Source organism: Pseudokineococcus lusitanus (assembly GCF_003751265.1).
GTDB classification, from domain to species: Bacteria; Actinomycetota; Actinomycetes; order Actinomycetales; family Quadrisphaeraceae; genus Pseudokineococcus; species Pseudokineococcus lusitanus.
Window position 1 is genome coordinate 25,987 of the sequence record NZ_RJKN01000005.1, and the last position, 26,106, is coordinate 52,092.

A 26,106-nucleotide genomic window follows, 5' to 3' on the forward strand; every position below is an offset into this window, starting at 1 on the left:
CGGAGGCGGGAAGTCCCCGAGACCCGTTCCGGCAGAACTTGTTTACGGTGAGGTCACGATTGGGCCCGACCAGGTGGTCGGTCAGGCCGGGGTGGCCCTCCCGGCCTCGACGACGGCCTCGAGGCCCCCGAGGGCGAGCACCTGCTCGGCGACGTCGGCGACGCGCCGGCGGGCCGACCGGGCGGTGCGCCGCAGCTCGCCGAAGGCGTCCGTGGCGTCCACCTGGCGCTGGGCCATGAGGTAGCCGACGGCGCGCTCGACGACGACCCGGTGGTCGAGGGCGTGCTGCAGCTGCTCGGCGAGCCGCGAGGTGCTCTCGGCCTCCGCCGCGGTGCGCAGCAGACCCGCGGCGAGCCGCGCGGAGGCCTCGATGACGTCGACCTCGGCCGCGCTCCACTCCTGCGCCTGGCCGCGGACGGCCACGAGGCAGCCGACGGGCCCGCCCGCGACGACGACGGGGACGGTCGCGACGGCCCGCGGGCGCTCGACCTCGGGCGCCGCCGGCGGCGTCGACCCGTCGGGGTCGGCCGCGCGCGGGTCCCGGACGTCCTCGGTGGCGTCCCCGCCGACGACGGGGCCGAGCGACGGCCACCGCGGGTCCACGACGACGTCGGTGCTTGCGCGCGGGCGGCCGAGGACGGCCGCGTCGGTGGCGGGCCCGGAGACGGCCGTGTCCTCGGCCTCCTCGAGCGTCCGGCTGGCGCGCCCGGTCCACGCGACGCAGGCGAGGCGTCCCTCGAGGTCGCGGAGCATGAGCCCGGCCGAGGCGACCGGCAGGGAGGCGGCCAGCGAGGTCAGCAGCTCGCCGAGGGCGGCGGCGGCCGAGCCGCCGTCCGTGCCCCGGGCCGGGGGCTCCTTGGACAGCTGCGCGAGGCCGGCGCGCAGGGCCTGGGGGTCGACGTCGGTCACCCGACCATGCTGCCGGGCGGTCGCCCTCGCCGCATGGCGACGCGCCACCCCGTCCGGCGCCCGGGGGCGCCGGACGGGGTGGCTCGTCAGGGGACGACCCGCAGGAGGCCCAGGGGCTGCGGCGCCGGCCCGACGCCGACGCCGACGGGCAGGTCGGCGGACCGGCCCCAGGGGAAGGAGGCCACCGTCCCCATCCGGCCCCCGATGCGGTCGGCGCTGAAGTGGTACGTCGACCCCCGGCGCACCGCGAGGCTGTCGTGCGTCTGCCGCGGGTCGAGGGCGAAGTGCCCGGCCACCGCGACGTCACCCGCCCGTCCGAAGGTCGAGGACACGAGGCCGCCCCCGCCGTCGACGTTCGACCGGGCGGCGAGGAAGGTGCTCCCCCGGTGGAGGGCGATCTCGTCGTCGCCGTCCCCGTCCCAGTCCCCCGCCAGCGGGGTGTCGGTGGCCCTGCCGAGGACGAAGGTCGTCACCTCCCCGCCGCCCCGGACCATGTCGCTGCCCAGGAAGAAGCGGTTCCCCCGCCGGACGCCCGGCTCGTCGAGGCCGTCCCCGTCCCAGTCGCCGCAGAGCGGGGTGTCGGTGGCACGCCCGAAGCTGACGTGGCGGGAGCCCTCGCCGTCCGGCACCTGCCAGGAGCCCCCCGACCACACGGTGGGGCGCGGCGGGACGGGGGAGCGGCGCGCCACCTGGCAGAAGAGCGGGACGTCCCCGGCGACCAGCGTGCCGTCGTACGCGATGCGGCCGCCGGGGTCGTCCGTGTGGAGCGAGCGGAGGAAGAGCTGGTCCGGGCCCGCCGCGGCGGCCGGCGGGGCCGCCGTCGCGAGGCACGCGGCGGCGAGGGCGAGGGCGAGGGCGGGGCGGAGGGCGGTGCTCAGGACGGTGCTCACGTCGGGGGTCCCCCTGGGGCGGGAAGGCGGGTGCGACCGCCTCCCGGTCGCGGGTGCGAGCCTTCTCGTCCGCGGCCACCGGCGCCGGGGAGTGGCCGGACCGTGACGTCACGGTCCGGCCACCGCGCGTCAGGGCGCCAGCGGCCGCCCGGCGGCCATCTCCGCGACGAGGGCGTCGACGACCGCGACGAGGCTGCCGTCGGACCGCTCGGCCACGGCGCGCTGCCGCTGGTAGCTCGCGCCCCGACGGGTGATGTCCCACACGGCGTCGAGCGCGTCGGTGCAGCCGAGGTCGCGGGCGACCGGCTGCAGGTCCTGCAGGAGGTCGGCGAGGTCGTCGGTGACGAGCCGCTCGGCGCCGGCGGCGTCGAGGATGATCTCGGCGTCCAGCCCGTAGCGGGCCGCCCGCCACTTGTTCTCCTGCACGTGCCACGGCGGCATCGACGGCAGCGTCTCGCCGGCGACGAGGCGCCGGTCGAGGTCGACGACGAGGCAGTGGACCAGCGCGGTGAGGGCGCGCAGCTCCTCCAGGGTCGGGACGCCGTCGCACACCCGGACCTCGAGGGTCCCGAGGTGCGGCGCCGGGCGGATGTCCCAGCGCACGTCGGACAGCGAGTCGATGACGCCGGTGCGCATCTGGTCGTCGACGAAGCCCTCGAACTCCGCCCAGCGCTCGAAGGCGAAGGGCAGGCCCGCGGTCGGCAGCTGCTGGAACATCATGGCGCGGTTGCTGGCGTAGCCCGTGTCGGTGCCCGCCCACAGCGGCGAGGACGCCGACAGCGCCTGCAGGTGCGGCGCGCGGTGCAGCAGCGCGCCGAGGACGGGGAAGACCTTGTCGGCGGAGTCGAGGCCGACGTGGACGTGCACGCCCCAGATGAGCATCTGCCGGCCCCACCACTGGGTGCGCTCGATGAGCTCGGCGTAGCGCTCGCCGTCGGTGACCTGCGCCGTCGACCACTGGGCGAAGGGGTGCGTGCCCGCGCAGGCGATGTCGACCTCGAGGGGGTCGGCGGCCGCCCGGACGGCGTCGAGCGCCGACCGCAGGTCCTCGGCCGCCTCGTCGGCGTTCTCGCAGATGCCGGTGACGAGCTCGACGGTGTTGCGCAGCAGCTCGCCGGTGACGCGGCCCCCGCGGGCGGGGCCCCCGGCGGCGTCGACGCGGTGGAGGACGTCCTCCGCCGCGTTCACGAGGTCGCGCGAGCGGCGGTCGACGAGGGCGACCTCCCACTCGACGCCCACGGTGGGGCGCGGGGAGGGCGTGAAGGCGACGACCACGCGCCGATCGAAGCACCTCCGGGCGACCACCGGTGACACGGCGTCCCGGGTCGCCGCCGCGGCGGCCGTGGGGTTCCGTGGTGCCCCGCAGGGCAGGGGCCGCCGCCGGGGCCCGCCGCGTCGAGCGCACCGAGGAGCAGCCATGGGCAGCAGGACCGCCGTCGTCACCGGGGGCACCGCCGGGGTGGGGCGCGCGACCGTCCGTGCCCTGGCCGGGAAGGGCTGGGACGTGGCCGTGCTGGCGCGCGGCCGGGCCGGGCTCGACGGCGCCGTCGCCGACGTGGAGGCCGCCGGGCGCCGGGGGCTCGCCGTGGAGTGCGACGTCGCCGACCGCGCCGCCGTGGAGGCCGCCGCCGAGCGCGTGGAGTCCGAGCTCGGCCCCGTGGGGCTCTGGGTCAACAACGCCTTCGTCGGGTCGCTCGCGCCCTTCTGGGACACCGACCCCGACGAGTACGAGCGGATGACCGCCGTCACCTACCTCGGCCAGGTCAACGGGACGCGGGCGGCGCTGCGGCACATGCGCCCCCGCGACGCCGGCGTCGTCGTCAACGTGGGCTCGGCGCTGTCGCACCGCGCCATCCCGCTGCAGTCGGCGTACTGCGGGGCCAAGCACGCCGTGCGCGGCTTCTCGGAGTCGGTGCGGGTGGAGCTCAAGGCCGAGGGCAGCCGCGTGCAGCTGTGCCAGGTGATGCTGCCGGGCCTCGACACGCCCCAGTTCGACTGGAACGCCAACCAGATGGACGGTCACCCGATGCCCGTCGCGCCGATCTTCGCGCCGGAGGTGGCGGCCCGCGGCATCGCCCACCTCGCCGACCACCCCCGGCGGACGCTGTGGGTCGGCGTCTCCACGGCGTACACGATCATCGGCCAGCGCGTCGCCCCGTCGTTCCTCGACTGGTACCTCGCCCGCACGGGCATCAGCGGGCAGCAGACCGACGACGCCTCGCGGCGCCGGGGCAGCAACGTGTGGGAGCCCCGCGACGAGGGCACCGACGTCGGCGCGGGCGGCTCGTTCTCCGACCGCAGCGTGCGCAGCGACCCGTGGTCGGCGGCGTCGATGCACCGCGGCGTCGTCGGGGCGGCGCTCGCCGGCGCGGGCGCCGCGGCCGGGGCGCTCGCGGCGCTGCGGCGCCGCTGACGGGTCTCCTGGGCGACCCACTTCGCTGCCGATGTCGGCGGGAAGGGCGCCCTGCGACCGACTTCGCTGCCGAAGTCGGCGGACGGGGCCTCCGTGGGCCGACTTCGGCAGCGAAGTCGGGAAGGGTCGGCGTCGGCGGCGCCGTCGGTGGGGACGGGCGCCGGCGCTGTGCTCAGGGTGCCCTTACCTGACGGGCGGGCGATGCGCCCGGCGAGGGGCACGCCGACACGCGTTGTTCACCGACTCGTCCGCTCCTGTCCCCTCATGTCCCACCTGCGCCGCGCAGGGTGGACGCCATGACGACCTCCCCGTCCTCCGCCCTCGTCCGGGGGCTCCGCCAGGCCCTGCCCATGACGGGCCACACGCGCGGCACCCGCTCGGCGCAGACGTGCCACTTCCGCTGCGGCGACGCCTGCCTGTCCAGCAACGCCAGCACGTCGACGGCGCCGCCCTTCGAGGCGCTCGCCGAGCGCGCCGTCGCCCGCCGCTCGCTGCTCGCGGGCCTCGGCGTCGCCGCCGTCGCCGGCGTCGCGCTGACGCCGGGCACCGCCGAGGCGCGCGGCCGCGGCTCCCGTGCGGCGCAGGCCGTCTCGGCGCCGGGCGCCCTCGCGCCGTCGGGCGCCATGGCGGGCTTCGCCCCCGTCGGCCCGGTGCCGGCGGACGTCGACGACGTCGTCGTGCCCTCGGGCTGGGAGTGGACGTCGGTCATCGCCTGGGGCGACGCCGTCGAGCGGGGCGCGGAGCCCTTCGACCTCGACGCGCAGACGCCGGAGAAGCAGGCCAAGCAGTTCGGCTACAACTGCGACTACCTCGACGTCGTCCCGCTGGACTCCTCGGGGAGGCGGGGCCTGCTCGTGGCCAACCACGAGTACACGAACGAGAACATCATGTACCCGGGCTACGTCGACGACGCCTCGCTCACGCCCGAGCAGAAGCGCATCTCGATGGCCGCCCACGGCATGTCCGTCGTCGAGGTCCGCCGCGGCGCGCCGGGCCAGGCGTGGAAGCCCGTCACCTCCCGCTACGGCCGCCGCATCACGGCGTCGACGACGGAGTTCGAGCTGACCGGCCCGGCCGCCGGCCACCCGCTGCTGCGCACGTCGGCCGACCCGGCCGGCCGTACGGCGGTCGGCACGCTCAACAACTGCGCCGGCGGCACGACGCCGTGGGGCACCGTGCTCTCCGGCGAGGAGAACTTCCAGGGGTACTTCAAGACCTCGACGACGATGGACCAGCGCAACCGTGCGTACGGCGTCACGGGCGCCGGCCGCGGCTGGGAGGCGGCGGACGAGCGCTTCGACACGGCCGTCGAGCCGAACGAGGTGCACCGCTTCGGCTGGATCGTCGAGCTCAACCCCTACGACCCCACGTCGACGCCGCGCAAGCACACGGCCATGGGCCGCTTCAAGCACGAGGGCGCCACGGCGTCGATCGCCCCCGACGGCCGCGTCGTCGCCTACATGGGCGACGACGAGGGCGGCCAGCACATGTACAAGTTCGTCTCCCGCGACCGCGTGGGACGCAACCCCCGTCGCGGCCGCGACACCGACGTCCTCGAGCACGGCGACCTCTACGTCGCGCGCTTCGACGTCCCGGCCGCCGCCGACCCGGCGACGACCTACGACGGCACGGGGGAGTGGCTGCCGCTGACGCTGGGCGGCCGCTCCGCCGTCCCGGGCATGAGCCTCGAGGACGTCCTCGTCTTCACGCGCCAGGCGGCGGCCGCCGTGGGCGCCACGCCGATGGACCGCCCCGAGGACGTCGAGCGCAACCCGGTCACCGGCAAGGTCTACATGGCCTGCACGAACAACAGCCGCCGCGGCGCCGTCGGGCCGGCCAACCCCCGTGTGGGCAACCGGTACGGCCACGTCGTCGAGGTGACGGAGGACGGCGACCAGACGGCGACGACCTTCACCTGGTCGCTGCCCGTCGTCTGCGGCGACCCGGAGGACCCCTCGACGTACTTCTCGGGGCTGCCCGCGTCCGAGGTCATGCCCATCGCGTGCCCGGACAACGTGGCGTTCGACGAGGACGGCGGCCTCTGGGTCTCCACGGACGGCCAGCCCGGCTCGCTGCAGCTGGCCGACGCCCTCCACCACGTGACGACGGACGGCCCGCTGCGCGGCAAGGTCCAGACCTTCCTCACCGTGCCCGTCGGCGGCGAGACCTGCGGCCCCGTCGTCAGCACCCGCGAGGGCACCGTCATGGTCTGCGTCCAGCACCCGGGCGAGGTGGACGGCGCCTCCATCGACAACCAGGTGTCGAGGTTCCCGTACGACGGGCTCGTGCGGACGCCGCGTCCGGGCGTCGCCATGGCGACGCGCGTCTGACCCGACGGACGACGAGCAGGACCCGGGCGGCCCGGTGACGACGAGCGCGTCGTCACCGGGCCGCCCTACCGTCGGGGCCATGACCGGCGACCAGCAGACCCCGCCCGGGCACACGCCCGGCGAGCAGCCCCCTCCCGAGCCGGGCTCCCACCCGGAGGGCCCCGAGGAGGCGGCCGGCGGCTCGGCCACCGCCGCCGACCTCACGCCGGACGAGCTCGCCTTCCTCCACGGTGTCTTCGACGCCGCCCGGGAGGGCCGGGCGGACCACCTCGCCGAGGTCGTCGACCGCGGCGTGCCCGTCGACCTCACCAACTCCTCGGGCGACACGCTGCTCGTGCTCGCGGCCTACCACCAGCAGCACGACGCCGTCCGGGTGCTGCTCGAGCGCGGGGCCGACGTGGCCCGCGCCAACGACCGGGGCCAGTCGGCGCTCGCGGCGGCGGTGTTCCGGCAGGACGCCGGCATCGTGCGGACGCTGCTCGCCGCCGGGGCCGACCCCGACGACGGGCCGAAGGGCGCCGTCGCCACCGCGCGCGTCTTCGAGCTCCCCGAGATGCTGGGGCTGCTGCAGGACCCGTCCCTGCGCGGCCCGCGCGGCTGACGCAGGGCGGCCGACGCGACCCGGGAAGAGCCGGGGGCGTCGGCTAGGTTGGAACCAGTCCAGACAACAGCCGGGGCGGCGACGCCGCCCGGGGCGCCCCCGAGGGCGGCGCCCGACGGCCACGGCACGAGGAGAGGACGCCCGCGATGACGACCACCGGCGACCGCACGAGCGAGCAGCCCGTCCTGACGAACCGTCAGGGCCACCCCGTCTACGACAACCAGAACCAGCGCACCGTGGGCTCCCGCGGCCCGGCGACGCTCGAGAACTACCAGTTCCTCGAGAAGATCAGCCACTTCGACCGCGAGCGGATCCCCGAGCGCGTGGTGCACGCCCGCGGCACGACGGCCTTCGGCCACTTCGAGGCCACCGGCACGTGGGGCGACGAGCCGATCGAGCGCTACACGCGGGCCAAGCTCTTCAGCGAGGCCGGGAAGAAGTCCGACCTCGCGATCCGCTTCTCCACCGTCGCCGGCGGCCGGGACTCCTCCGAGGTGGCGCGCGACCCGCGCGGCTTCGCGGTGAAGTTCTACACCGAGGACGGCAACTGGGACCTCGTCGGCAACAACCTCGCGGTCTTCTTCATCCGCGACGCCATCAAGTTCCCCGACTTCATCCACTCCCAGAAGCCGGACCCGGTCGACTTCGAGCGCCAGGTCGCCAACCGCGTCTTCGACTTCATCTCGCAGACCCCCGAGGCCATGCACATGGTCACGCTGGTCTTCGGCCCCCGCGGCATCCCGGCCTCGTACCGGGAGATGCAGGGCTTCGGCGTCAACACCTACAAGTGGGTGAACGCGCAGGGCGAGACCAAGCTCGTCAAGTACCACTGGATCCCGCAGCAGGGCGTGAAGTCGTACACCGCCGAGGACGCCGCCGCGGTGCAGGCGACCGACCTGGGCTCGCACACGCGCGACCTCTACGACGCGATCAAGGCCGGCAACTACCCGAAGTGGGACCTGTTCGTCCAGATGATGGACGACCACGACCACCCGGAGCTCGACTTCGACCCGCTGGACGACACCAAGGTGTGGGACGAGAACCGCTTCCCGCTCGGCAAGGTCGGCACGATGACGCTGACCGGCGTCCCGCAGGACTTCTTCGCCGAGAGCGAGCAGATCGCCTTCGGCACCGGTGTCCTCGTCGACGGCCTCGACTTCTCCGACGACAAGATGCTCGTCGGCCGCACGTTCTCCTACAGCGACACCCAGCGCTACCGGGTGGGCCCGAACTACCTGCAGCTGCCGGTGAACTCGCCGAAGGGCGCGCGCGTCGCGACCAACCAGCGCGACGGCCAGATGACCTACGTCGTCGACCGCCCCGAGGGCGTCAACCCGACGGTGAACTACGAGCCGTCCACCATCGGCGGGCTCCGCGAGGACGTCTACCCGACGCACGACGTGCAGGGCCCGGAGATCTCCGGGCGCCTCACCCGCAAGCGCATCGAGCGCACCAACGACTACCTGCAGGCGGGCCAGCGCTACCAGCTGTCCGAGCAGTGGGAGAAGGACGAGCTCGTCGCCAACCTCACCGGCGCGCTCGGCACCTGCGACCGGCACATCGCCGAGCGCATGGTGTGGCACCTGCTCATGTGCGACGACGAGCTGGGCAACCGGGTGGGCGAGGGCATCGGCATCACGGCCGACGACGTCCGCCACCTCGAGCCGCTGCGCACGCAGACGCTCACCGAGGACGAGCTCGACCGGGCCCGCAACCTCGGCAAGAACGGCCCCCGCGACGTCGAGGGCCTGAAGATGACGCACACCGTGCCGAACGAGCGCGTCCAGCGCTGACCTCGCCGGCGCCGTCGGCCCCGAGCGGGACGACGGCGCCGTCCGGCACGACCGCAGGCCGCACCGGCCCCCCGCGAGCGGGGGCGCGGGTGCGGCCTGCGGCATGCTCGGGCCGTGACGGACTCACGCGCCGCGGCAGGTCGGGTCGAGTGGCACCGGGCAGGGTGGGACGACCCCCGCGTCGTCGCCCTCCGGACGGCCATGGACGGCGAGATGGCCGACCGGTACCGCGACACCGAGGACACCTTCCGGGCGCTCGTCGAGCCCGCGGGCACGCAGTGGTGGGCTACCTGGGTGGCCGAGCTCGACGGCGAGCCCGTCGCCACGGCCACGCTCCGGCGCCTCGGCGACGAGCGCGACGGTCTGGCCGAGGTCAAGAAGGTGTACGTGGCCCCGGCCGGGCGACGTCGCGGCCTCGCCGCCGCCGCGCTGCGCCTGGTCGAGGACGAGTGCCGCGCGCGCGGGGTCGACGTCGTCCACCTCCACACGGGCGACCGCCAGCCCGAGGCCCTGGCCCTCTACGCCCGCGAGGGCTGGGAGCGCGAGCCCGTCTTCGCGCCGTACGACGTCCTCGACGTCAGCGTGTGCTTCCGGAAGGCGCTCGTCCCCGCACCCCGGTGACCCCCGCACCCGCCCGTCATCTCTCCGAGGCCGAGCGGACCGCGATGTGTGGACATGAGGCGTGCTCTCGACGTCCCGCGGGCCCCTCATGGCCACACGTCGCGGGGTGGGGTCGTGGGAGTCGGGTCAGGGGCTGGGCGCGGGCTCGCGGGCGGCGCGCTGCTGCTGGGTCGCCACGTGGGCGGGGGCCCCGACGGCGACGACCATGACGAGGAGCGCGCCGAGGACGAGGAGCAGGGGCTCGTCCCAGCCGTCCGTCGCGGCGTGGACGGCCCCGAGCACGGTGGGGCCGAGGGCGGCGAGGGTGTAGCCGAGGCCCTGGACGAGGGCGGAGGAGCGGCGGGCGTCGTCGTCGTCGTCCGCGAGCACCGTCAGCAGCACGACGACGAGCGTGAAGACGCCGCCCTGGGCGGCGCCGCCGAGCGACGTCCACACGGGCCACCCGGCGGGGGCGAGGAGCATGCCGACCGGGAGGACGAGCCAGCAGGCGGCGAGGAGCCCGGCGGTCGCCCGCGGCGTCCTCCGGTGGAGGACGAGCGGCACGAGGAGCGCGCCGACGATGGCGGCGGCGTGGAAGACCGACGACGCCGCGCCGGCGCCCGTGGGGGACAGGCCGTTGCGGTCGGCCAGCAGTGTCGGCAGCCAGGCGGTGAGGCCGTAGAAGCAGCCGGCCTGGGCACCGAAGCCCACGCCCAGCGCCACCGAGACCCAGGGCCGGCGGCGGGCGGGCGCGGCGCCCGCGGTCGCGGTCGGCCGGGTGCCCGGCCCGGCGGGCAGCCCCGGGCGGCCGACGACGACGGCCGCCCACAGCAGGGCGCCGGCGAGGACGAGCACCAGCCAGACCGCCGTCGCGGGTCGCCACCCGAGCCAGGCGGCGAGCGGCTCGGTCCCCAGCGAGGTGATGACGGAGCCGGAGTTGAGGGCCGCGGTGTACGCCCCGGTCGCCGCCCCCCAGCGCGCGGGCGGGACGGCCCGCCGGACGACGACGGGCAGCGTGATGTTGCCGATGGTGATCGCCACGCCGATGACGACGGTGGCCACCAGCGCGACGGCCTGGTCGCCGACCGACCGCAGGACCGTGCCCGCGGCGACGCCCGCGAGGCAGCACCACACCGCGACGGCGGGCCCGAGCCGCGCGAGCAGCACGGACGCCAGCGGCGACGCCACGGCGAAGCAGACGACGGGGACGGTGGTCAGGAGACCCGCGGTCGTCGGCGTGAGGCCGAGGTCCGCGCGCACCTGCTCGAGGACGGGCGCCACGGCGACGAGCGGGCCGCGCAGGCTGAGGGCCACGACGACGACGGCGGCCACGACGAGCGCGGGCCCCGGCGCGGGACGGGAGGTGACGGGCACGTCGTCATCCTGCTGCCCCCGCGCCGTCGTCCCGGCCCCGCTCCGGCCCGGCGCCGGGCAACCCGGCGACGTGCGGCCATGACGCGCCGTCCCGAGCCTCCCGCGGGCCCTCGTGGCCGCACGTCGCGGTCGCGAGGGACGGGGCGGGTGAGGATGGACCGGTGAGCACCCCCACCACCGCCGGGCCCGCCGACGTCGCCGGCCCGTGGAGCACGCTGTCCCACCTGGAGTGCCCGCGGTGCGGCGACCACCTCGACGCGTCCGTGCACCAGGGGCTGTGCCCGCGCGACGGCTCGCCGCTCCTGGCGCGCTACGACCTCGGCGCCGTCGCGGTGACGCCGGACGACGTCGCCCGCCGCGCGCCCGACCTGTGGAGGTACCACGAGCTCCTGCCGGTCCAGGGGCCCGAGGGCGTCGTCACGCTGGGGGAGGGCATGACGCCGCTCCTCGAGATGCGGCGTCTCGCCGAGGACCTCGACGTCGGCCGGCTGCTCGTCAAGGACGAGGGGCTGCTGCCCACCGGGTCGTTCAAGGCGCGCGGCGCCGCGGTCGGCGTCTCGCGGGCGAAGGAGCTCGGCGTCCGCGGCCTCGCGATGCCGACCAACGGCAACGCCGGCGCGGCGTGGGCCGCCTACGCCGCGCGGGCCGGGCTGCCGCTGCTCGTCGCCATGCCGCTCGGCGCCCCCGCCATCACCCGGGCCGAGTGCGTCGCCGCCGGGGCGCAGCTGCACCTCGTCGACGGGCTCATCAGCGACGCCGGGAAGCTGACCGCGGCGGCCGTGGCGGCGGACCCCGACGCCTGGACCGACGTCGCGACGCTCAAGGAGCCGTACCGCATCGAGGGCAAGAAGACGATGGGGTACGAGATCGCCGAGCAGCTCGGCTGGCGGATGCCCGACGTCGTCGTCTACCCGACCGGCGGCGGCGTGGGCCTCATCGGGATCTGGAAGGCGCTGCTCGAGCTCCGCGAGCTCGGCTGGGTGAGCGGGCCGCTGCCGCGGCTCGTCGCCGTCCAGGCCACCGGCTGCGCGCCGATCGTCCGCGCCTTCGAGGCCGGTGCGGACGTCAGCGAGCCGTGGGTCGACGCCTCGACGGTGGCCTTCGGCATCACGGTGCCGAAGGCGCTCGGCGACTTCCTCGTGCTGCGGGCGGTGCGCGAGACGGGCGGGACGGCGGTCGCCGTCGACGACGACGAGCTGCTGGCCGAGCTGCAGCACGTCGGCGCGCTCGAGGGGCTCGTGATGTGCCCCGAGGGGGCCGCCGTCGTGTCCGCGGTGCGCCGCCTGCGGGGCTCGGGCTGGATCGGCGCCGACGACGAGGTGGTCTGCCTGAACACCGGCGCCGGGATCATCTACCCCGAGGCGCTGCCCGTCCGGGTCGGCGACGGCGACGGCGAGGTGCCGGTCGTGGCGAAGGACGGCCGCCTGGACGTGCGCCGTGGCTGACGCCCTGCCCGCCCTCGAGGACACCGTCCTGGAGCTCCCCGTCGGGCCCGTGCCCGTCCTGCGCGCCCGGCCCGCGGGCGACGTCGTCGGCCGGCTCCTGCTCGTGCCGGGGTACACCGGCGGCCGGGTCGACCACCGCCTGCTCGTCCCCGAGCTGGCCGCCCGCGGCGTCGACGCCGTGGCGCTCACCCAGCGCGGCCAGCCGGGGGCCGTGCGGCCCGAGGGCGACGAGCGCGACGTCCGCGTCGCCGCCCGCTCGTACGCGCTCGCCGACCTCGCGCGGGACGTCCACGACGCCGCGGCGGCGCTCGCGGCGCTCGACGACGCGTGGGCCGCCCCGGTGCACCTGCTCGGCCACAGCTTCGGCGGCGTCGTGGCCGGCGAGGCCGCGCTGCTCGCCCCGTCGCGCTGGCGCGGGCTCGTCCTCCTGTGCTCCGGGCCGCACGGGTGGCCGGGGCGCACCGACGACCACGTGGAGGCTCTCGAGCGGGAGGGCACCGCGGCGGCGCTGTGGGCGCACCTCGCGGCGCCGGGCGAGCTCGAGCCCCCGCCCGACGACGCGGCCGCCGCCTGGCGCGAGCGGGTCCTCGCGACCTCGCCGGGCCAGCTCCTCGCCGCCGCCCGGGTGCTCGGGACCCACGTCGACCGCTCGGACGCGCTGCGCGCCACCGGCCTCCCGGTGCTCGTCGCGCACGGCGAGGCCGACGACGCCTGGCCGCAGGCCGACCAGCGCGCGATGGCCGAGCGGGTCGGCGCGGCGTGCGCCGTCCTCCCGGGCGGCCACTCGCCGAACGAGGACGCGCCGGCGGCGACTGCGGCGCTGCTGGCCGAGCACGTCCGGGCGGCCGCGGCGTGAGCCCGTGTGCTGAAGACGCGGTGCACCGCGACCTGTGCGCACACGTCACACGGCCGAGCCCGGCGCGGCCTCGGTCGTCCTCCCGGCGCCTACTCCGTGTCCCTCGGGTGTCCTGGGCTCGCCGAGACGATCCACACCTCGTGGGTCTCGTCGTCGACGAGGTAGCGCAGCCTTCCGGCGCCGGTCACCTCGTACTGCCACTGCTCCAGCGCCCTGCCGTCCAGCGTCCCGGTGGCGAGGCTCCCCTTGAGCTGGTGCTGACGCTGGTCGACGCGGCGGGGGTCGGCCGTCAGCTCGTCCCACGCCCTCCTGAGGTTGCTCCTGGACTGCGCCTTGATGGCGCTCCAGCCCTTCACGGCCCGGAGGTCGGCGAAGCGCAGCACCCAGGGGTCGTCCGCCGGCCGAGGGACCCGGCTGCCCCGGGTGGGCCTCACGGTCGCTCGACGAGCGACGCCTCGGCGGGCAGGTCCTCGCGGGCGTGCGGACGCCGTAGCTGTCCGAGCACCCCCGGGTCGTTGTGGGCGACGGCCGTGCTCTCCCAGGCGGCGAGGTCGAGCGCGAAGCGCCGGAGGTCACCGGTCTGCGCTCCCGCTCGCAGGTCGTCCAGCAGCTCCTGCAGGCAGGCGACCTTGTCGTCGGAGGGCAACCAGGCCACCCAGGCCAACGTGCGGGTCAGGGCGTCGACGGCGAGGTCCGGCTGCTGCTGCGCGACCACGGCGAGCATCTCGGTCGTCACCACCGCCGCCCTCGACTCCTGCTCGTGCCGCTCACGGGTGGACAGGTAGAGGTCTTCCGCCGAACCCCGCCTGCTGAGGATGACGTCACCCCTCGCCGTCCGGGCGGCGACCTGGGTCATGCGTCGCGTCAGCTCGCTCAGGGGGACGGTCTCCGTGGCCACGCCCAGAGCGTGCGCTGAAGTACCGCTGAAGTCAACGCACGAGTGGCGGTAGTCGCTGACGTCGCTCGTGGCGGCAGTTGCGCGCCGTCGCCGTCGCCACGGCCCTGCACGCGGCGGTCCGGGCGGAGGGGGGCAGCGAGGCGTCGAGCCTCCCGCCGCCGAGGTGAGGTGTGTGTGCGCTCGACGCGGTGCACCGCGACCTGGGCACACCTGCTCCGCGGCGGGGACTACCGCGGCCCCGCCGGCGGTTGGGACCGGTGCCCGACGTCACCACCTGGCGCCGGGGAGCCGTCCGAGCACCGAGGTGACCCGCATGCCCGTCCCCCTGTCCGTCCTCGACCTCGCGCCCGTCGACAAGGGCACCAGCGTCGGCGAGAGCATCGCCGGCAGCGTCGCCCTCGCCCGGGCCGCCGAGGAGGAGGGGTACCGGCGGGTCTGGTATGCCGAGCACCACAACATGCCGGCCATCGCGTCGTCGGCGACGTCGACGCTCATCGCCCACGTCGCGGCGCACACGAGCACCATCCGGCTCGGGGCGGGCGGCGTCATGCTGCCGAACCACGCGCCGCTGACGATCGCGGAGCAGTACGGGACGCTCGCCTCGATCCACCCGGGGCGCATCGACCTCGGTCTCGGCCGGGCGCCCGGGTCGGACCAGAACACGATGTACGCGTTGCGCCGCGACCCGGCGTCGGCCGACTCCTTCCCCCGCGACGTGCAGGAGCTGCAGGGCTACCTCGCCGGCCGCTCGCTCGTCCCGGGCGTGCAGGCGTCGCCGGGCGCGGGCACCGAGGTGCCGCTCTACATCCTCGGCTCGTCGCTCTTCGGCGCCCAGCTCGCCGCGGCGCTCGGCCTGCCGTACGCCTTCGCGTCGCACTTCGCCCCGCAGGCGCTCCAGGCGGCCGTCGCGACGTACCGCCGCGACTTCCAGCCGTCCGAGCAGCTGGCCGAGCCGTACGTCGTCGCGGGGATCAACGTCCTCGCCGCCGACACCCGGGAGGAGGCGGAGGAGCACCGCGCCGTCGTCCGCCGCTCGCGCGCCACGCTGCTGTTCGGCCGCGGCCGGACGCTCACCGACGCCGAGGCGGACATGCTCCTCGAGGCGGGGGCCGGCGCCCAGGTCGACGCGATGATGACCCACACCGCCGCCGGCACCCCCGACGACGTGCGCGAGCAGCTCGACGCCTTCGCCGCGCTCGCGGACGCCGACGAGCTCATCACCGCGCACGCCGCCCCGACGGCGGAGGCCCGCGTCCGCTCCGTGCACCTCACCGCGCGGGTGCCCGCCGCCGCCTGACCCCGCACGCCGCCGCGAGCAGGCGCCCGTTCGTCGTCCCGGGCCGTCCCGGGACGCGCGCAGGCGCCTGCTCGTCGTCGTCGCTGCGGCCGGGGCGCGAACAGGCGCCTCGTCGTCGGCCGGGGGAGGGTGGCCGGGTGCAGCAGGCGCGAGACGTCCAGGACGGCAACGGCTCCGGCACGGAGGACGGCGAGGGTCGGCGGCCCGTGCACCCGTGCCCCGTCGAGGACCACGGCGTCGTCGGCGACCTGCGGACGGTCATGCTCGTCACCCGCGAGGGCGAGGTGGACTTCGGCTGCGTCCCGGACTTCGACGGGCCGGCCGTCTTCGCGCGGCTGCTCGACGACGACGCCGGCTCCTTCGCCGTCCGGCCAACCGCCTGGGACACGACCCACCAGTACTACCTGCCCAGCTCGGCCGTCCTGGCCACCCGCTTCTCCAGCGCCCGCGGCTGCCTCGAGGTCCTCGACCTCATGGTCCCCGTGGAGGCGCTGCCGGAGGGCGAGAAGCCCGGCCGCCCGCTCCTCGTCCGGCTCGTACGGGTGCTCGACGGCGAGCAGGACGTCGTCGTCGACTGCCGCCCGCGGCCGGACTGGGGACGCGTCGAGCCCGTCACGACGGCGGTCGACGGCGTCGGCGCGCGATTCGACGTCCCCGACGGCGCGCCGCTCGTCCTGCGCTCGTCGGTGCCGCTCGAGGTCGACGGCGCCGCCGCGACCGCCCGCGTCCACCTGCGCCGGGGCGAGCAGCTCGCCCTTCTGCTGCACCTCGGCGAGCCCGAGGACGACAACGCCGCGAGCGCCGTCGCCGACGCGCAGCGGCTGCTCGACCGCACGCACGAGTGGTGGCGGGCGTGGGTCCGGCGGTCGACCTACACGGGCCGCTGGCGCGAGGTCGTCCACCGCTCCGCCATCACGCTCAAGCTGCTGACGTACGCGCCGACGGGCGCCGTCGTGGCCGCCGGGACGACGAGCCTGCCCGAGGAGCCGGGCGGCGAGCGCAACTGGGACTACCGGTACGCGTGGCTGCGCGACGCCGCCTGGACGACCTTCGCGCTCATGACGCTCGGCTTCACCGACGAGACCGACGCCTTCCTCGGCTGGCTCGAGGAGCGGATGACCGAGGCGGACCGCGACGAGGGGCTGCTGCCCGTCTACACGGTGCGCGGCGAGCGCCCGCCGGAGGAGGTGACGCTCGACCACCTCGCGGGCTTCGCCGGCTCGCGCCCCGTGCGCACGGGCAACGCGGCGGCGGCGCAGCGCCAGCTCGACTCCTACGGCGAGCTGCTGGACTCGATCTACCTCTACAACAAGGTCCGGCCCATCAGCTGGGACATGTGGAGCCGCGTCGTGGAGGCCCTCGAGTGGCTCGTGGAGCACGGGGCGGACGCCGACGCGGGCCTGTGGGAGAGCCGCGGCGAGCCGCGCCGCAACACCTACTCGCAGGTCATGGTGTGGGTGGCCTTCGAGCGGGCGCTGCGGATCTCGCGCCAGCGCGGGCTGCCGGCGCCGCGCGGCCGCTGGGAGGCGTGCGCCGACGCCGCGTACCGGCGCGTGCAGGAGGAGGGCCTCGACGAGCGCACCGGCGGCTACCGCGTCAGCGCCGACAGCGACACCCTCGACGCGAGCCTGCTCATGCTGCCGCTCGTGAAGTTCGCCGGGCCGACGGACCCGCGGTACGCGGCGACGCTCGCGGCCCTCGAGGAGCAGCTCGTCGTCGACTGCCTCGTGCGGCGCTACCCGACCGACGGCGCCGACGGCCTCGACGGCGACGAGGGCTTCTTCGTCGCCTGCTCGTTCTGGTACGCGGAGGCGCTCGCGCGCGCCGGGCGGGTCGACGAGGCCGAGGAGGCCTTCGAGAAGACGCTGCGGTTCTCCAACCACCTCGGGCTCTTCGCCGAGGAGGTCAGCGCCACCGGGCACCAGGCCGGGAACGTGCCGCAGGCCCTCTCCCACCTCGCGCTCATCAGCGCCGCGGTGCACCTCGACCGCGTGCTCGGCTGAGGCGCCGCCCCGGCCGGCCGGTCCGGTGCGCCCCGGATGCCGGGGCTCACAGCCGACGGCGGGGCCGGTGAGGACAACGTCACCCGGCCGACGCCGAGCGTCACGCCGTCGTCATCCGCCCGCCGTCCACTGAGCACCCCGCCCCCACCGGAAGGACTCCCGTGGCCGACCTCTTCTCCCCCTTCACCCTCAAGGGCGTGACGCTGCGCAACCGCATCGTCATGTCGCCGATGACGATGTACCGCTCCCAGGACGGTCGCGCCGGCGACTTCCACCTCGCGCACATGGCCGCCCGTGCGGCCGGCGGCTTCGGGCTGCTCTTCCCGGAGCAGATCGCCATCACCGCCGACGGGCGGACGACGACCCGCTGCGGCGGCCTCTACGACGACAGCCAGGTCGAGGGGTGGGCGCGCGTCAACGCCCTCGTCAAGGAGATGGGCGGGGTCGCCGCCATCCAGCTCGGGCACACGGGGCGCAAGGGCAGCGAGGTCGCGCCGTGGGAGGGCGGCCACCAGCTGCCGGCCGACCACCCCCACGGCTGGGAGACGCGGGCGCCGTCGGCGCTGCCGTACGGCGGCGACCACGACCACCCGGTGCACGAGCTGGCCGTCGAGGAGATCCACGACCTCCACCAGGCGTACGCCGACGCGGCCGTCCGGGCCGTCGCCGCCGGCTTCGAGTGGGTGGAGATGCACTACGCGCACGGCTACCTCGGCGCCAGCTTCTTCTCGCCCCTCGCCAACCGGCGCACCGACCGGTACGGGGGGAGCCTCGAGAACCGCGTCCGCTTCCACACCGAGGCGCTCGACGCCGTCCGCGCCGTCCTGCCCGAGCGCATCCCGTTGACGATGCGGCTGGGCGCGGACGACTTCAACCCCGCGGGCGCGACGATGGACGACGCCGTCGCGGCGATCTCGATGATGAAGGACCACGGTCTGGACCTGGCCGACGTGTCCTTCGGCATGAACACCGACCAGATGGTCGACCCGGTCTTCGGGGAGGAGGCGGGCTTCGTCCCGCGGGCCATGCGCATCAAGGAGGAGGTGGGCATCCCCGTCGGCGTCAGCTGGAACCTGGGCCGCCCGCAGGTGGCCGACCGGGTGGTCCGCGCCGGCCTCGACCTGGTCCTGCTCGGCCGCCCGGCGCTCGCCAACCCGCACTGGCCGGTCTGGGCCGCCCGCGAGCTCGGGCACCCGGCGCCGTTCTCCCTCGTGCCCGAGGACTACGGGTGGTGGCTGGAGAACTTCCGCGGCCACGCCCCGAGCATCGGCTGGCCCGAGGTGGCGCCCCCCGCGCCCGTGACGGTGCCCGAGCAGGAGCGGCGGACGCCGGCGCCGGCCTGACCCGCGCCGCCCGGCGACCGAGGAGGGCCTCCCGCCCGGTGCCCGACGGGGCGCCGGGCGGGACGGTCAGCCCTCGACGAGGTGCCCGTAGACGACGGTGTTGTCGCGGTAGTGGCCCGTGGACCGGTCGAACTCGCCGCCGCAGGTGATGAGGCGGATCTGCGCGTCGTCGACGCGGCCGTAGACCCGCGCCGTCGGGAAGTCGTCCTTGGCGTACCGCTCGAGGCCGTCGACGACGAAGGTCGCCGTCGTCCCGTCGGCACGGTCGACGAGGACCTCGTCGCCTTCCTCCACCTCGGACAGCAGGTAGAAGACCGACGGCCCGGCCTTGGAGTCGATGTGCCCGGCGAAGATGGAGGGGCCCACCTCGCCGGGGGCGGGCGAGCCGTCGTACCAGGACGCCTTGAGGTTGTCCGGGCCGGTGCGCGGCGGGACGGCGAGCGCCCCCTCCTCGTCGAGGCCGAGGTGGAGCAGCTCGGTGTCGACGTCGATGGAGGGGACCCGCAGCCGCACCGGGTCCGCGACCTCGACGACCGGCTCCTCCGTCTCCACCGGCTCGGGCGGCGGGGGGAGCAGGCTCTCGCCCTCCTCGGCCGGCGGGAGCAGCTGCCCGGGGTCGGGCGTCGCGGCGGGCCGCGGGCCGGTGGGCTCCGGCGAGGGGGACGGGGAGGGCGCGGGCGGGGCCGCCACGGCGTCCCCGGCGTCGGCGGCGCTCGTCAGCGGCGGCTCGACGGGCCGCTCGTCCCCGGCCGCGAGCCCGGCGCCGACGAGGCCCAGGCCGAGCACGACGACGGCGCCGCACGCCACCTGGGTGAGGCGGCGCGTGCGCCGTCGCCCGCGGTCGGCGCGCGTCGCGTCCTCCGGACCTGCCGTCACGGGGGCCTCCTCGTCGTCGGTGCCGTGTGCCCGTCGTTCGGAGCCCGGGGCGGGGCGGTCTGGTGCGGGACCTCCCGACGCTCTCACGGCCGCCCCGGTCGCGGTGCTCGGCGCCCCCCGGGTGCCGCACCTGCGGGGCGAGGCGAGGGGACGGCGTCAGGGGCACTGCTCCGAGACGTGCCCGCGCTGCCCGCGGGGGAGGACGTCCCGGTCGCGCAGCAGCACGGGGACGACGTGGCCGCGGGCCGCGCAGGCGGCGCGAAACGCCTCGCGGCCGCCGTCGGCGTACTCGACCTCGAGGACGTGGCGGCCGTGCACCCAGGTGTACGCGCCGCACTCGTCGTAGGCCTCGCACTCCTCGGCGACCGCGAAGTCGAAGCCCGCGGTGCGGACCTGGGACCGCGTCAGCCCCGCCGCGTTCTTCTGCGCCACCGCTAGCCCGCGGGAGTGGGCGCGGCGGACGAGGAGCTGCGCGTAGGCGAGGTTGCCCGCCGTCGTGAGGCGGTCGCCGGAGCGCAGCCACGAGTCGAGGTTGTCGAGCTCGACGGCGCGGTAGCCCTTGTCCGCGCACCCGTCGAGCCACCGGCCCACGAGCGTCGCGAGCGCGCCGCGCGTCGCGGCGGTGCGGGTGTCGAGGAGGAGCTCGCCGGGCCAGCCGGCGTCCTCGACGGGACGGCCGCGGCCGTCGCGCAGGACGAGCGACGGGTAGCGGGCGGTCCACCAGCCCGCCTCCTGCGGCTGGGTCTGGAAGGCGTTGACGTAGCAGACCGAGTACCGGCCCGGCGCGGGCGGCGCCGTCCGGTCGCGGACGACGACGCCGACCCCCGCCGCGGGCGCGTAGGCGCCGCCCAGCTGGTAGTCGAAGCGGGCGCCGACCGGCGGCGGGGCCACGGCCTGCGCGGCGGCCGTCGTCGCGACGCCGTCGCCGCCGGACGTCGCACCCGCGGCCGGCGCCCCGGCCAGGACGAGGACGACCGCGGCGGCGAGGACGGCGAGCGGGCGGGGGCGGCGGGTCCGGGGCACCGCGGGACCGGGAGACGTGGGGGGCACGGACGCAGCATCGGCCGCCGGGACCGGCCGCCGGAGCCGTCACCCGGTCGACCACCCGCCCGCCCGTGGCGGTCGGGACCCGGGCCACCCCGCCGGGGGCCCCGGCCACCCGGTCGGGCGGTGGTGCCCTCCCCGACGTGCGCGCTCCCGCTTACAGCGTAAAACTGCGGGCGGCGCCCAGCCCCGGCGCCGGGACGGTCGAGGCCCCTCCCTCGACGTGGACAGGAGGACGGCCATGGCCGGCACCACCTCTCGACGCTTCGCGCGGCGCTTCAAGGACGCCGTCGCGCGCCACCCCGCGCCGGACCTGCGCCGCGGTCCCTCGGGGCGGGTCGTCGCCGTCCTCGTCGGCGCGGTGCTGGTGCTGGGCAACGGGCTCCTCGTGCTCGGACCCGTCCTCGGGCTCGTGGGGGCGGCGGCCGCCGCCGGGCCGGTGCTCGACGTCCCCGCGGCGAGCGGCACCGTCGTCGTCGTGCTCGGGTACCTCGTCGCCGTCGCGCTGCTCGCCGGCGCGTGGGCCTCGCGCCGGACGTGGTCGGCGTGGACCCTCGCGGTGCTCGCCTGGCTCGTGTCGCTCGCCGTCTCGCTGTGGCCGCTCGTCGCCACGGCGAACGCGGCGGTGGACCGGGTCGGCGACATCTGGCCGTGGATCACCGAGCTCGTGCGGAGCGTGTCCTGACCCGCCGGCGCGGCGGGAGGCAGCAGGTCGGGCGGCCGGACCGCCTCGGTAGCGTGGCGCGATGACAGCCCCGTCCGCGCGGGCCTCCCGCGCCGCGGTCCAGCAGGTGGCCGCGACCCTCCTCCCCACCGCCCACGGCACCTTCGCCCTCCACGGCTTCCGCGCCGGGGACGGCACCGAGCACGTCGCGCTGGTCCTCGGGGACCCGGCCGGCACCGAGGCCGGCCCGCCGCTCGTCCGGGTGCACTCCGAGTGCCTCACCGGCGACGCCCTCGGCTCCTGGCGCTGCGACTGCGGCGACCAGCTCGACGCCGCGCTGCGCGCCGTCGCCGCCGAGGGGCGCGGCGTCGTCGTGTACCTCCGCGGGCAGGAGGGGCGGGGCATCGGGCTCCTCGCCAAGGTGGAGGCGTACGCCCTCCAGGACGCGGGCGCCGACACCGTCGACGCCAACACCGCGCTCGGGCTGCCCGTCGACGCCCGCGAGTACGACGCCGCGGCCGCGGTCCTCGCCGTCCTCGGCGTCTCCTGCGTGCGGCTCATGTCCTCCAACCCGGCGAAGGCGGCGGCCCTCGAGGCGGCCGGCGTCGAGGTGGCGGAGGTCGTCGGCCTCGTCGTCCCCGACCGGCCGACGAGCGCGGCGTACCGCCGGACGAAGGTGGAGCGGCTGGGCCACCTCCCCGTCGCGACCGCGGAGGACCCGTCCGCACCGGACCCGTGGGACGCCCTCGTCGCGGCCGCCCACGGCGGCGCCCCCCTGCCCCCCGCGGGGGAGGGGCCCGGGACCGCGGGGGGCGACCTCCTCGACCGCTACGCGCCGCTGGCGGCGGGCGGCGCCCCGCTCGTCGTCGCGCAGGTCGCCCAGAGCCTCGACGGCTTCACGGCCGCCCGCAGCGGGGACGCGCGCTACGTCAGCGGCCCGGCCGACCGCGAGCACCTGCACCGGCTGCGGGCGCTCGTCGACGTCGTCGTCGTCGGCGTGCGGACCGTGGCCGCCGACGACCCGCTGCTCACCGTCCGGGCCTGCCCCGGGCCGCACCCCGTGCGCGCCGTCCTCGACCCGATGGGCCGGGCGCCGCTGGGCGCCACCCTCTTCGGCGACCCCACGGCACCGGTGCTCTGGCTGGTCGGGGCCTCGCGCGCCACCGCCGCGGCGGCGGCCGTGGCCGACCGGGCGCACGTGGAGGTGGTGCCGCTCCGGGGGTGCACCTCGGGGGAGGACGTCGTCGGTGCGGTCATCGCCGACCTCGCGGCGCGGGGGCTGCACCGGGTGCTCGTCGAGGGCGGCGCCACGACCGTCTCGCGCTTCCTCGCCGCCGGGGCGCTCGACCGCCTGTGGGTGACGACGGCGCCCGTGCTCGTCGGCGACGGCGTCCCCGGCCTGCGGTTCGAGGGCGCCGACCTCATGGCCGACGCGCTACGGGCGCCCTCGCGGCGCTTCGTCCTCGGGGAGGACGTCGCGGTCGAGCTCGACCTCGCGGCCGTCCGCGCCCCCGCGGCCTGACCACCGGGCCAGGTCGATCAGGAGGAGCACCAGGCCGGGTGCGGCCGCCAGCGCCGCGAGGACGCCGTACCCGGCCGTGACGGCCACCGCCTGACCGGGGGTCGTCCCCGCGGTGCCGGCGGCGACGGCGGCGAGCGCCTCCCGCGGGCCGAAGCCGCCCACGCCGACGGGCAACGACATGCCCAGGAGCGCGAGCACGGCGAGCACGGCGGTGCCGCGCACGTCCGGCCGCGGGTCGCCGTCGGCGGCGGGCACGGCGACCGCCGCGACGGCGAAGAGGGCGACCAGCGCGCCCAGCGCCACCGCCGACCACCCCCACACGGCCGCGTGGACGCCGGCCGGCACGCGACCGACCGCGCGGACGACGACGACGGCGAGCACGAGCGCCGCCGCGGCGAGGCCGACGGCCCAGGCGGGCGAGGCGGCGGCGACGACGGCCGCGGCCACGCCGAGCAGGAGCGCGGAGCCGGCCAGCCGCTCGACGAGGACGGCGGCGGCGCTGCTCACCCACCCGCCGCGGCGCGGCTCCCGGGCGCGGTGCGCCCGCAGGAGGTCGCCCGCCAGGCCGCCCGGCAGGACGGCGTTGAGCAGCTGCGCGCGGTAGTACTCGCCGACGGAGCGGCCCCGGGTCAGCCGCGAGCCCGCCGCGGTGACGCCCGGCCCGGACGCCGCGGCGGGGGTGCGCTGCTGCCGGGCGAGGACGACCGCCCGCCACCGCAGGGCCTGGCCGACCGTCGCCAGCGCCCCGAGGCCCAGTGCGGCGACCGTCGTCCCCGGGGTGACGACGCCGAGGGCGCGGCGGAAGGGCTCGCCGCCGACGACGGCCACGACGGCGACGAGCAGCGCGACGGCGACGCCGACCTGCAGGGCGGCGCGGGTGCGGCGGCCCACGGCCGACCTCAGCGGGGGGCGGCGGCCGGCGCCGCCGCGAGGTCGACGTGCTCGACGACCGCGCGCAGCCGCCCCGCGGCGAGCTGCTCACGGCGCTGCGCGAGCCAGGCGTCGGCGTCGCGCTCCAGCGCGGGGTCCTGGGCGACGGCGGCCCCGGCCCGCCCCTCGAGCCACGCGTCGGCGAGGTCCGGGGCGGCCGGGCCGAGGTGCCACGGCGTCGCGACGGCGAGCACGCGGGCGCCGGCGGCGGCCAGCGTCTGCGCGGCCACGCCCGCCGCGTCGGGCCCGAGGCGTCCGCCGCGGCGCTGGTGGGCGTCGAAGGCGGCGCGCAGGGCGTCGTCGTGCGCGTGCGGCGGGTCCAGCGCGACGCCGCCGGTGACGGTCAGCGCGAGCAGCGCCGGCACCCCGGCGTCCGCCAGCGCGGCGGCGAGGTCGGCCACCTGGTCGGGCCGGAGCAGGTCCAGCAGTGCCGCGCAGGTGACGAGGTCGGCACCGTCGCCCAGCGCGTCCGCCAGCCCGGCGAGGTCGCCGAGGCGGGGCCGCACGACGACGCCCGCGGGTGCCGGGGCGTCGGCGGTCCGCCGCAGGAGGTCGTCGTCGTGGTCGAGGAGGAGCCACTCCTGCGCGTACCCGCGGGCCGCGAGCGCGGGGGCCAGGTGGCGGAGGTTGGCCCCGGTCCCGGCCCCGAGGTCCACGACCCGCAGCGGGCGGTCGGCCGCGGGCAGGGCCAGGTGGTCCAGCAGCCCGTCGGTGACGGCGGCCCGGGCCCGCTCGTCCTCGGGCTCGCGCAGCGCGAGCCACGCGGCGGGGACGGGGGTGGTGTCGTCGTGGCTCACGGGATGTCCTCCGGCCGGGGCTCGCGGTGCTCGAGGTGGTGGAGCAGGGCGGCGGCGGTGGCGTCCCAGCCACCGCGCGCGAGGAGGGCCGCCCGGCGTCGGGCGGCCGCCCGTCGGGCCGGTGCGCCACTGTCCCCCAGGAGGCGTCGGACCGCAGCCGCCAGCGCGTCCACGTCGCCGGGGGGCACGACGGCGCCGGGCACGTCGTCCCGCCCCGCCCGGGGCGGGAGGTCGCCGAGCAGGGCCTCGACGGCGCCCGTCCCCGCCCCGACGACGGCCGGGACGCCGCGGACGAGCGCCTCGGTGACGGCCATGCCCCACGTCTCCGCGCGCGAGGGGAGCAGGAGGAGGTCCGCGGCCGACCACAGGCGCGCGAGGTCGCGGCCCCGGACGGCTCCCGGGCGCGAGACCTGTCCCGCGAGACCGGCTCCCGCCACGGCGGCGTCCACCGCGGCGGCGTACCGGGCGTCGGCCACGGGACCCGCGAGGACAGCCGTCCAGGGCCGGTCGGCCAGCCGGGCGAGGGCCGCGACGACGCCGAGCTGGTCCTTGCGCGGCCCCACCGCCGCGAGCTGGAGCAGCAGCGGTGCCCCGGTCGCGGCCGAGCCGGGGGAGCGCGGGGCCGGGTCGACGCCGGGGACGGCCACGCCGACGTGGGCGAGGCCGTGCCGGGCGCGCAGGTCCGCGGCGGCCCACGCGCTCGTCGCGAGGACCGAGGTGGCGGCGGCGAGGGTGACGCGCTCGACGGCGTCGCGGGCGACGGCCGTGGCGGCGTCGAGACCGCCCTCGCGGGCGAGCGGCAGGTGGACGAGGACGTGCACGCGGACCCCCGCGGCCACCGCCCGCGCCACCGCCTCCGGCGCGGCGGCGAGGAGCCCGTCGAGGACGACCTCCCGCCCGTCGTCTGCCAGCGCCGCGGCGAGGGCGTCGCGGGCCGCGCCGTCCGGCGCCGGCCACGCGCCGTCGACGACGGCGACCTCGACGTCGGCCCTGCGGGCGCGCAGGGCGACGACGAGGGCACGGTCGTACGCGCTGCCCCCCGAGACGGCGTCCCAGGGGGCGGGCACGACGAGGCGCAGCCGGCGGGGCGGCGGCGCCCCGGCGGTCACGGCAGATCGGTGCGGTAGCTCGCCCACGCGTCGGGCGTCTCGCGCAGGACGACCTCCAGCGAGGCGAGGCCGCGCGTCAGGCCGGCCGCGCCGCCGCCCTCGCGGCCCGCCTCGACGACCCGGTCCGCCACCCAGCGGGCGAGGACCTCCGTCGTCGTCAGGCGGCCGACGAAGGCGGGGTGCTCGTCGAGGTCGCGGTACCGCAGCTCGTCGAGGACGGCGGCGAGGGCGGCGGAGGCGGCGCCGATGTCCGCGACGACGCCGTGCTCGTCGAGCTCCCGGGCCGCGAGGACGAGCTCGACGTCGTACGTGGCCCCGTGCTTGGCCTGCGCCGGGCCGAAGAAGGGGTGGGGCAGGGAGTGGGCGACCATGACGTGGTCGCGGACGCTCACGCGGTACACGGGGTCTCGGG

Annotated in this window: 24 protein-coding genes; 12 read left to right on the forward strand and 12 right to left on the reverse strand. The window is 77.1% G+C overall.

Going from position 1 to position 26,106, the window contains the following annotated elements; genetic code table 11:
• Positions 1 to 81 precede the first annotated feature (81 nt).
• The 3 genes from EDC03_RS10205 to EDC03_RS10215 all read right to left on the reverse strand — a co-directional run bounded on the left by EDC03_RS10205 (position 82) and on the right by EDC03_RS10215 (position 3,104).
• Entirely contained in the window at positions 82 to 909 is an 828-nt protein-coding gene (locus EDC03_RS10205) for an ANTAR domain-containing protein (RefSeq protein ID WP_123380152.1), read from the reverse strand.
• An 86-nt stretch (positions 910 to 995) separates the two neighbouring features.
• Positions 996 to 1,799 carry a hypothetical protein gene (locus EDC03_RS10210; protein WP_123380153.1) on the reverse strand — a complete coding sequence of 268 codons (804 nt, stop codon included), beginning with the start codon at positions 1,797 to 1,799 and terminating at the stop codon, positions 996 to 998.
• A 129-nt stretch (positions 1,800 to 1,928) separates the two neighbouring features.
• Positions 1,929 to 3,104 carry a glutamate--cysteine ligase gene (locus EDC03_RS10215; protein WP_422393820.1) on the reverse strand — a complete coding sequence of 392 codons (1,176 nt, stop codon included), beginning with the start codon at positions 3,102 to 3,104 and terminating at the stop codon, positions 1,929 to 1,931.
• Between the two features lie 112 nt (positions 3,105 to 3,216).
• Between EDC03_RS10215 and EDC03_RS10220 the strand changes: the two genes are divergently transcribed.
• The 5 genes from EDC03_RS10220 (at position 3,217) to EDC03_RS10240 (ending at position 9,557) form a co-directional block, all read left to right on the forward strand.
• Entirely contained in the window at positions 3,217 to 4,212 is a 996-nt protein-coding gene (locus tag EDC03_RS10220) for an SDR family oxidoreductase (RefSeq protein ID WP_123380154.1), read from the forward strand.
• 296 nt (positions 4,213 to 4,508) lie between these two features.
• A complete protein-coding gene (locus EDC03_RS10225) occupies positions 4,509 to 6,542 on the forward strand; it encodes a PhoX family protein (RefSeq protein ID WP_123380155.1) in 2,034 nt (677 codons plus the stop codon).
• 79 nt (positions 6,543 to 6,621) lie between these two features.
• Entirely contained in the window at positions 6,622 to 7,143 is a 522-nt protein-coding gene (locus tag EDC03_RS10230; RefSeq protein WP_123380156.1) for an ankyrin repeat domain-containing protein, read from the forward strand.
• 146 nt (positions 7,144 to 7,289) lie between these two features.
• On the forward strand, positions 7,290 to 8,936 hold the full coding sequence (locus EDC03_RS10235; protein WP_123380157.1) for a catalase: 1,647 nt from the start codon (positions 7,290 to 7,292) through the stop codon (positions 8,934 to 8,936).
• Between the two features lie 114 nt (positions 8,937 to 9,050).
• Positions 9,051 to 9,557: a GNAT family N-acetyltransferase gene (locus EDC03_RS10240; protein ID WP_148058053.1), complete on the forward strand. Its 507-nt coding sequence runs from the start codon at positions 9,051 to 9,053 to the stop codon at positions 9,555 to 9,557.
• 126 nt (positions 9,558 to 9,683) lie between these two features.
• Here EDC03_RS10240 and EDC03_RS10245 read toward each other — a convergent pair whose 3' ends face one another.
• Complete coding sequence (locus EDC03_RS10245) at positions 9,684 to 10,910, reverse strand: MFS transporter (protein WP_123380159.1); 1,227 nt, start codon at positions 10,908 to 10,910, stop codon at positions 9,684 to 9,686.
• A gap of 161 nt (positions 10,911 to 11,071) precedes the next feature.
• Here EDC03_RS10245 and EDC03_RS10250 point away from each other — a divergent pair, with 161 nt between their 5' ends.
• Positions 11,072 to 12,355: a threonine synthase gene (locus EDC03_RS10250; protein WP_123380160.1), complete on the forward strand. Its 1,284-nt coding sequence runs from the start codon at positions 11,072 to 11,074 to the stop codon at positions 12,353 to 12,355.
• Positions 12,348 to 13,211, forward strand: a complete 864-nt coding sequence (locus EDC03_RS10255) for an alpha/beta fold hydrolase (protein ID WP_123380161.1) — start codon at positions 12,348 to 12,350, stop codon at positions 13,209 to 13,211. The genes EDC03_RS10250 and EDC03_RS10255 overlap by 8 nt, the downstream gene beginning before the upstream one ends.
• 89 nt (positions 13,212 to 13,300) lie before the next feature.
• Here EDC03_RS10255 and EDC03_RS10260 read toward each other — a convergent pair whose 3' ends face one another.
• A complete protein-coding gene (locus tag EDC03_RS10260) occupies positions 13,301 to 13,645 on the reverse strand; it encodes a hypothetical protein (protein WP_123380162.1) in 345 nt (114 codons plus the stop codon).
• Positions 13,642 to 14,109: a hypothetical protein gene (locus EDC03_RS10265; RefSeq protein ID WP_123380163.1), complete on the reverse strand. Its 468-nt coding sequence runs from the start codon at positions 14,107 to 14,109 to the stop codon at positions 13,642 to 13,644. Before EDC03_RS10265 ends, EDC03_RS10260 begins: the two co-directional genes overlap by 4 nt.
• Before the next feature lie 313 nt (positions 14,110 to 14,422).
• Between EDC03_RS10265 and EDC03_RS10270 the strand changes: the two genes are divergently transcribed.
• The 3 genes from EDC03_RS10270 (at position 14,423) to EDC03_RS10280 (ending at position 18,752) form a co-directional block, all read left to right on the forward strand.
• Positions 14,423 to 15,406, forward strand: coding sequence for an LLM class flavin-dependent oxidoreductase (locus EDC03_RS10270; protein WP_123380164.1), 984 nt, complete (start codon positions 14,423 to 14,425; stop codon positions 15,404 to 15,406).
• Between the two features lie 137 nt (positions 15,407 to 15,543).
• Positions 15,544 to 17,409, forward strand: a complete 1,866-nt coding sequence (locus EDC03_RS10275) for a glycoside hydrolase family 15 protein (RefSeq protein ID WP_199720144.1) — start codon at positions 15,544 to 15,546, stop codon at positions 17,407 to 17,409.
• Positions 17,410 to 17,570: 161 nt separating this feature from the next.
• The gene (locus EDC03_RS10280; RefSeq protein WP_123380165.1) at positions 17,571 to 18,752 is read left to right on the forward strand and encodes an oxidoreductase; all 1,182 of its coding nucleotides are present in this window, start codon (positions 17,571 to 17,573) and stop codon (positions 18,750 to 18,752) included.
• A 66-nt stretch (positions 18,753 to 18,818) separates the two neighbouring features.
• Here EDC03_RS10280 and EDC03_RS10285 read toward each other — a convergent pair whose 3' ends face one another.
• Complete coding sequence (locus EDC03_RS10285; protein WP_199720145.1) at positions 18,819 to 19,628, reverse strand: class F sortase; 810 nt, start codon at positions 19,626 to 19,628, stop codon at positions 18,819 to 18,821.
• Positions 19,629 to 19,784: 156 nt separating this feature from the next.
• Complete coding sequence (locus EDC03_RS10290) at positions 19,785 to 20,678, reverse strand: endo alpha-1,4 polygalactosaminidase (protein ID WP_199720146.1); 894 nt, start codon at positions 20,676 to 20,678, stop codon at positions 19,785 to 19,787.
• Positions 20,679 to 20,913: 235 nt separating this feature from the next.
• On the opposite strand from EDC03_RS10290, the gene EDC03_RS10295 reads away from it, so the two are divergent.
• Together EDC03_RS10295 and ribA are read left to right on the forward strand one after the other, a co-directional pair.
• Positions 20,914 to 21,357, forward strand: a complete 444-nt coding sequence (locus tag EDC03_RS10295; RefSeq protein WP_123380167.1) for a hypothetical protein — start codon at positions 20,914 to 20,916, stop codon at positions 21,355 to 21,357.
• Between the two features lie 61 nt (positions 21,358 to 21,418).
• Positions 21,419 to 22,858, forward strand: a complete 1,440-nt coding sequence (gene ribA / locus EDC03_RS10300) for a GTP cyclohydrolase II (RefSeq protein ID WP_123380168.1) — start codon at positions 21,419 to 21,421, stop codon at positions 22,856 to 22,858.
• Here the strand turns inward: ribA and EDC03_RS10305 are convergent.
• Genes EDC03_RS10305 through EDC03_RS10320 form a run of 4 tightly spaced genes read right to left on the reverse strand, consistent with a single transcriptional unit; the run spans position 22,772 to position 26,095 of the window.
• Entirely contained in the window at positions 22,772 to 23,749 is a 978-nt protein-coding gene (locus EDC03_RS10305; protein ID WP_158674264.1) for a lysylphosphatidylglycerol synthase domain-containing protein, read from the reverse strand. The genes ribA and EDC03_RS10305 overlap by 87 nt on opposite strands.
• Before the next feature lie 8 nt (positions 23,750 to 23,757).
• On the reverse strand, positions 23,758 to 24,585 hold the full coding sequence (locus EDC03_RS10310; RefSeq protein ID WP_123380170.1) for a methyltransferase domain-containing protein: 828 nt from the start codon (positions 24,583 to 24,585) through the stop codon (positions 23,758 to 23,760).
• Positions 24,582 to 25,694, reverse strand: a complete 1,113-nt coding sequence (locus EDC03_RS10315; RefSeq protein ID WP_158674265.1) for a glycosyltransferase family 4 protein — start codon at positions 25,692 to 25,694, stop codon at positions 24,582 to 24,584. Before EDC03_RS10315 ends, EDC03_RS10310 begins: the two co-directional genes overlap by 4 nt.
• Positions 25,691 to 26,095: a 6-pyruvoyl trahydropterin synthase family protein gene (locus tag EDC03_RS10320; protein ID WP_123380172.1), complete on the reverse strand. Its 405-nt coding sequence runs from the start codon at positions 26,093 to 26,095 to the stop codon at positions 25,691 to 25,693. Before EDC03_RS10320 ends, EDC03_RS10315 begins: the two co-directional genes overlap by 4 nt.
• Positions 26,096 to 26,106 lie beyond the last annotated feature (11 nt).

Bases quoted from the DNA above. Each gene is read 5' to 3' on its own strand.
- EDC03_RS10220 (WP_123380154.1), top strand. From the start codon at position 3,217: ATGGGCAGCAGGACCGCCGTCGTCACCGGGGGCACCGCCGGGGTGGGG.
- EDC03_RS10225 (WP_123380155.1), top strand. From the start codon at position 4,509: ATGACGACCTCCCCGTCCTCCGCCCTCGTCCGGGGGCTCCGCCAGGCC.
- EDC03_RS10230 (WP_123380156.1), top strand. From the start codon at position 6,622: ATGACCGGCGACCAGCAGACCCCGCCCGGGCACACGCCCGGCGAGCAG.
- EDC03_RS10235 (WP_123380157.1), top strand. From the start codon at position 7,290: ATGACGACCACCGGCGACCGCACGAGCGAGCAGCCCGTCCTGACGAAC.
- EDC03_RS10270 (WP_123380164.1), top strand. From the start codon at position 14,423: ATGCCCGTCCCCCTGTCCGTCCTCGACCTCGCGCCCGTCGACAAGGGC.
- EDC03_RS10295 (WP_123380167.1), top strand. From the start codon at position 20,914: ATGGCCGGCACCACCTCTCGACGCTTCGCGCGGCGCTTCAAGGACGCC.
- ribA (WP_123380168.1), top strand. From the start codon at position 21,419: ATGACAGCCCCGTCCGCGCGGGCCTCCCGCGCCGCGGTCCAGCAGGTG.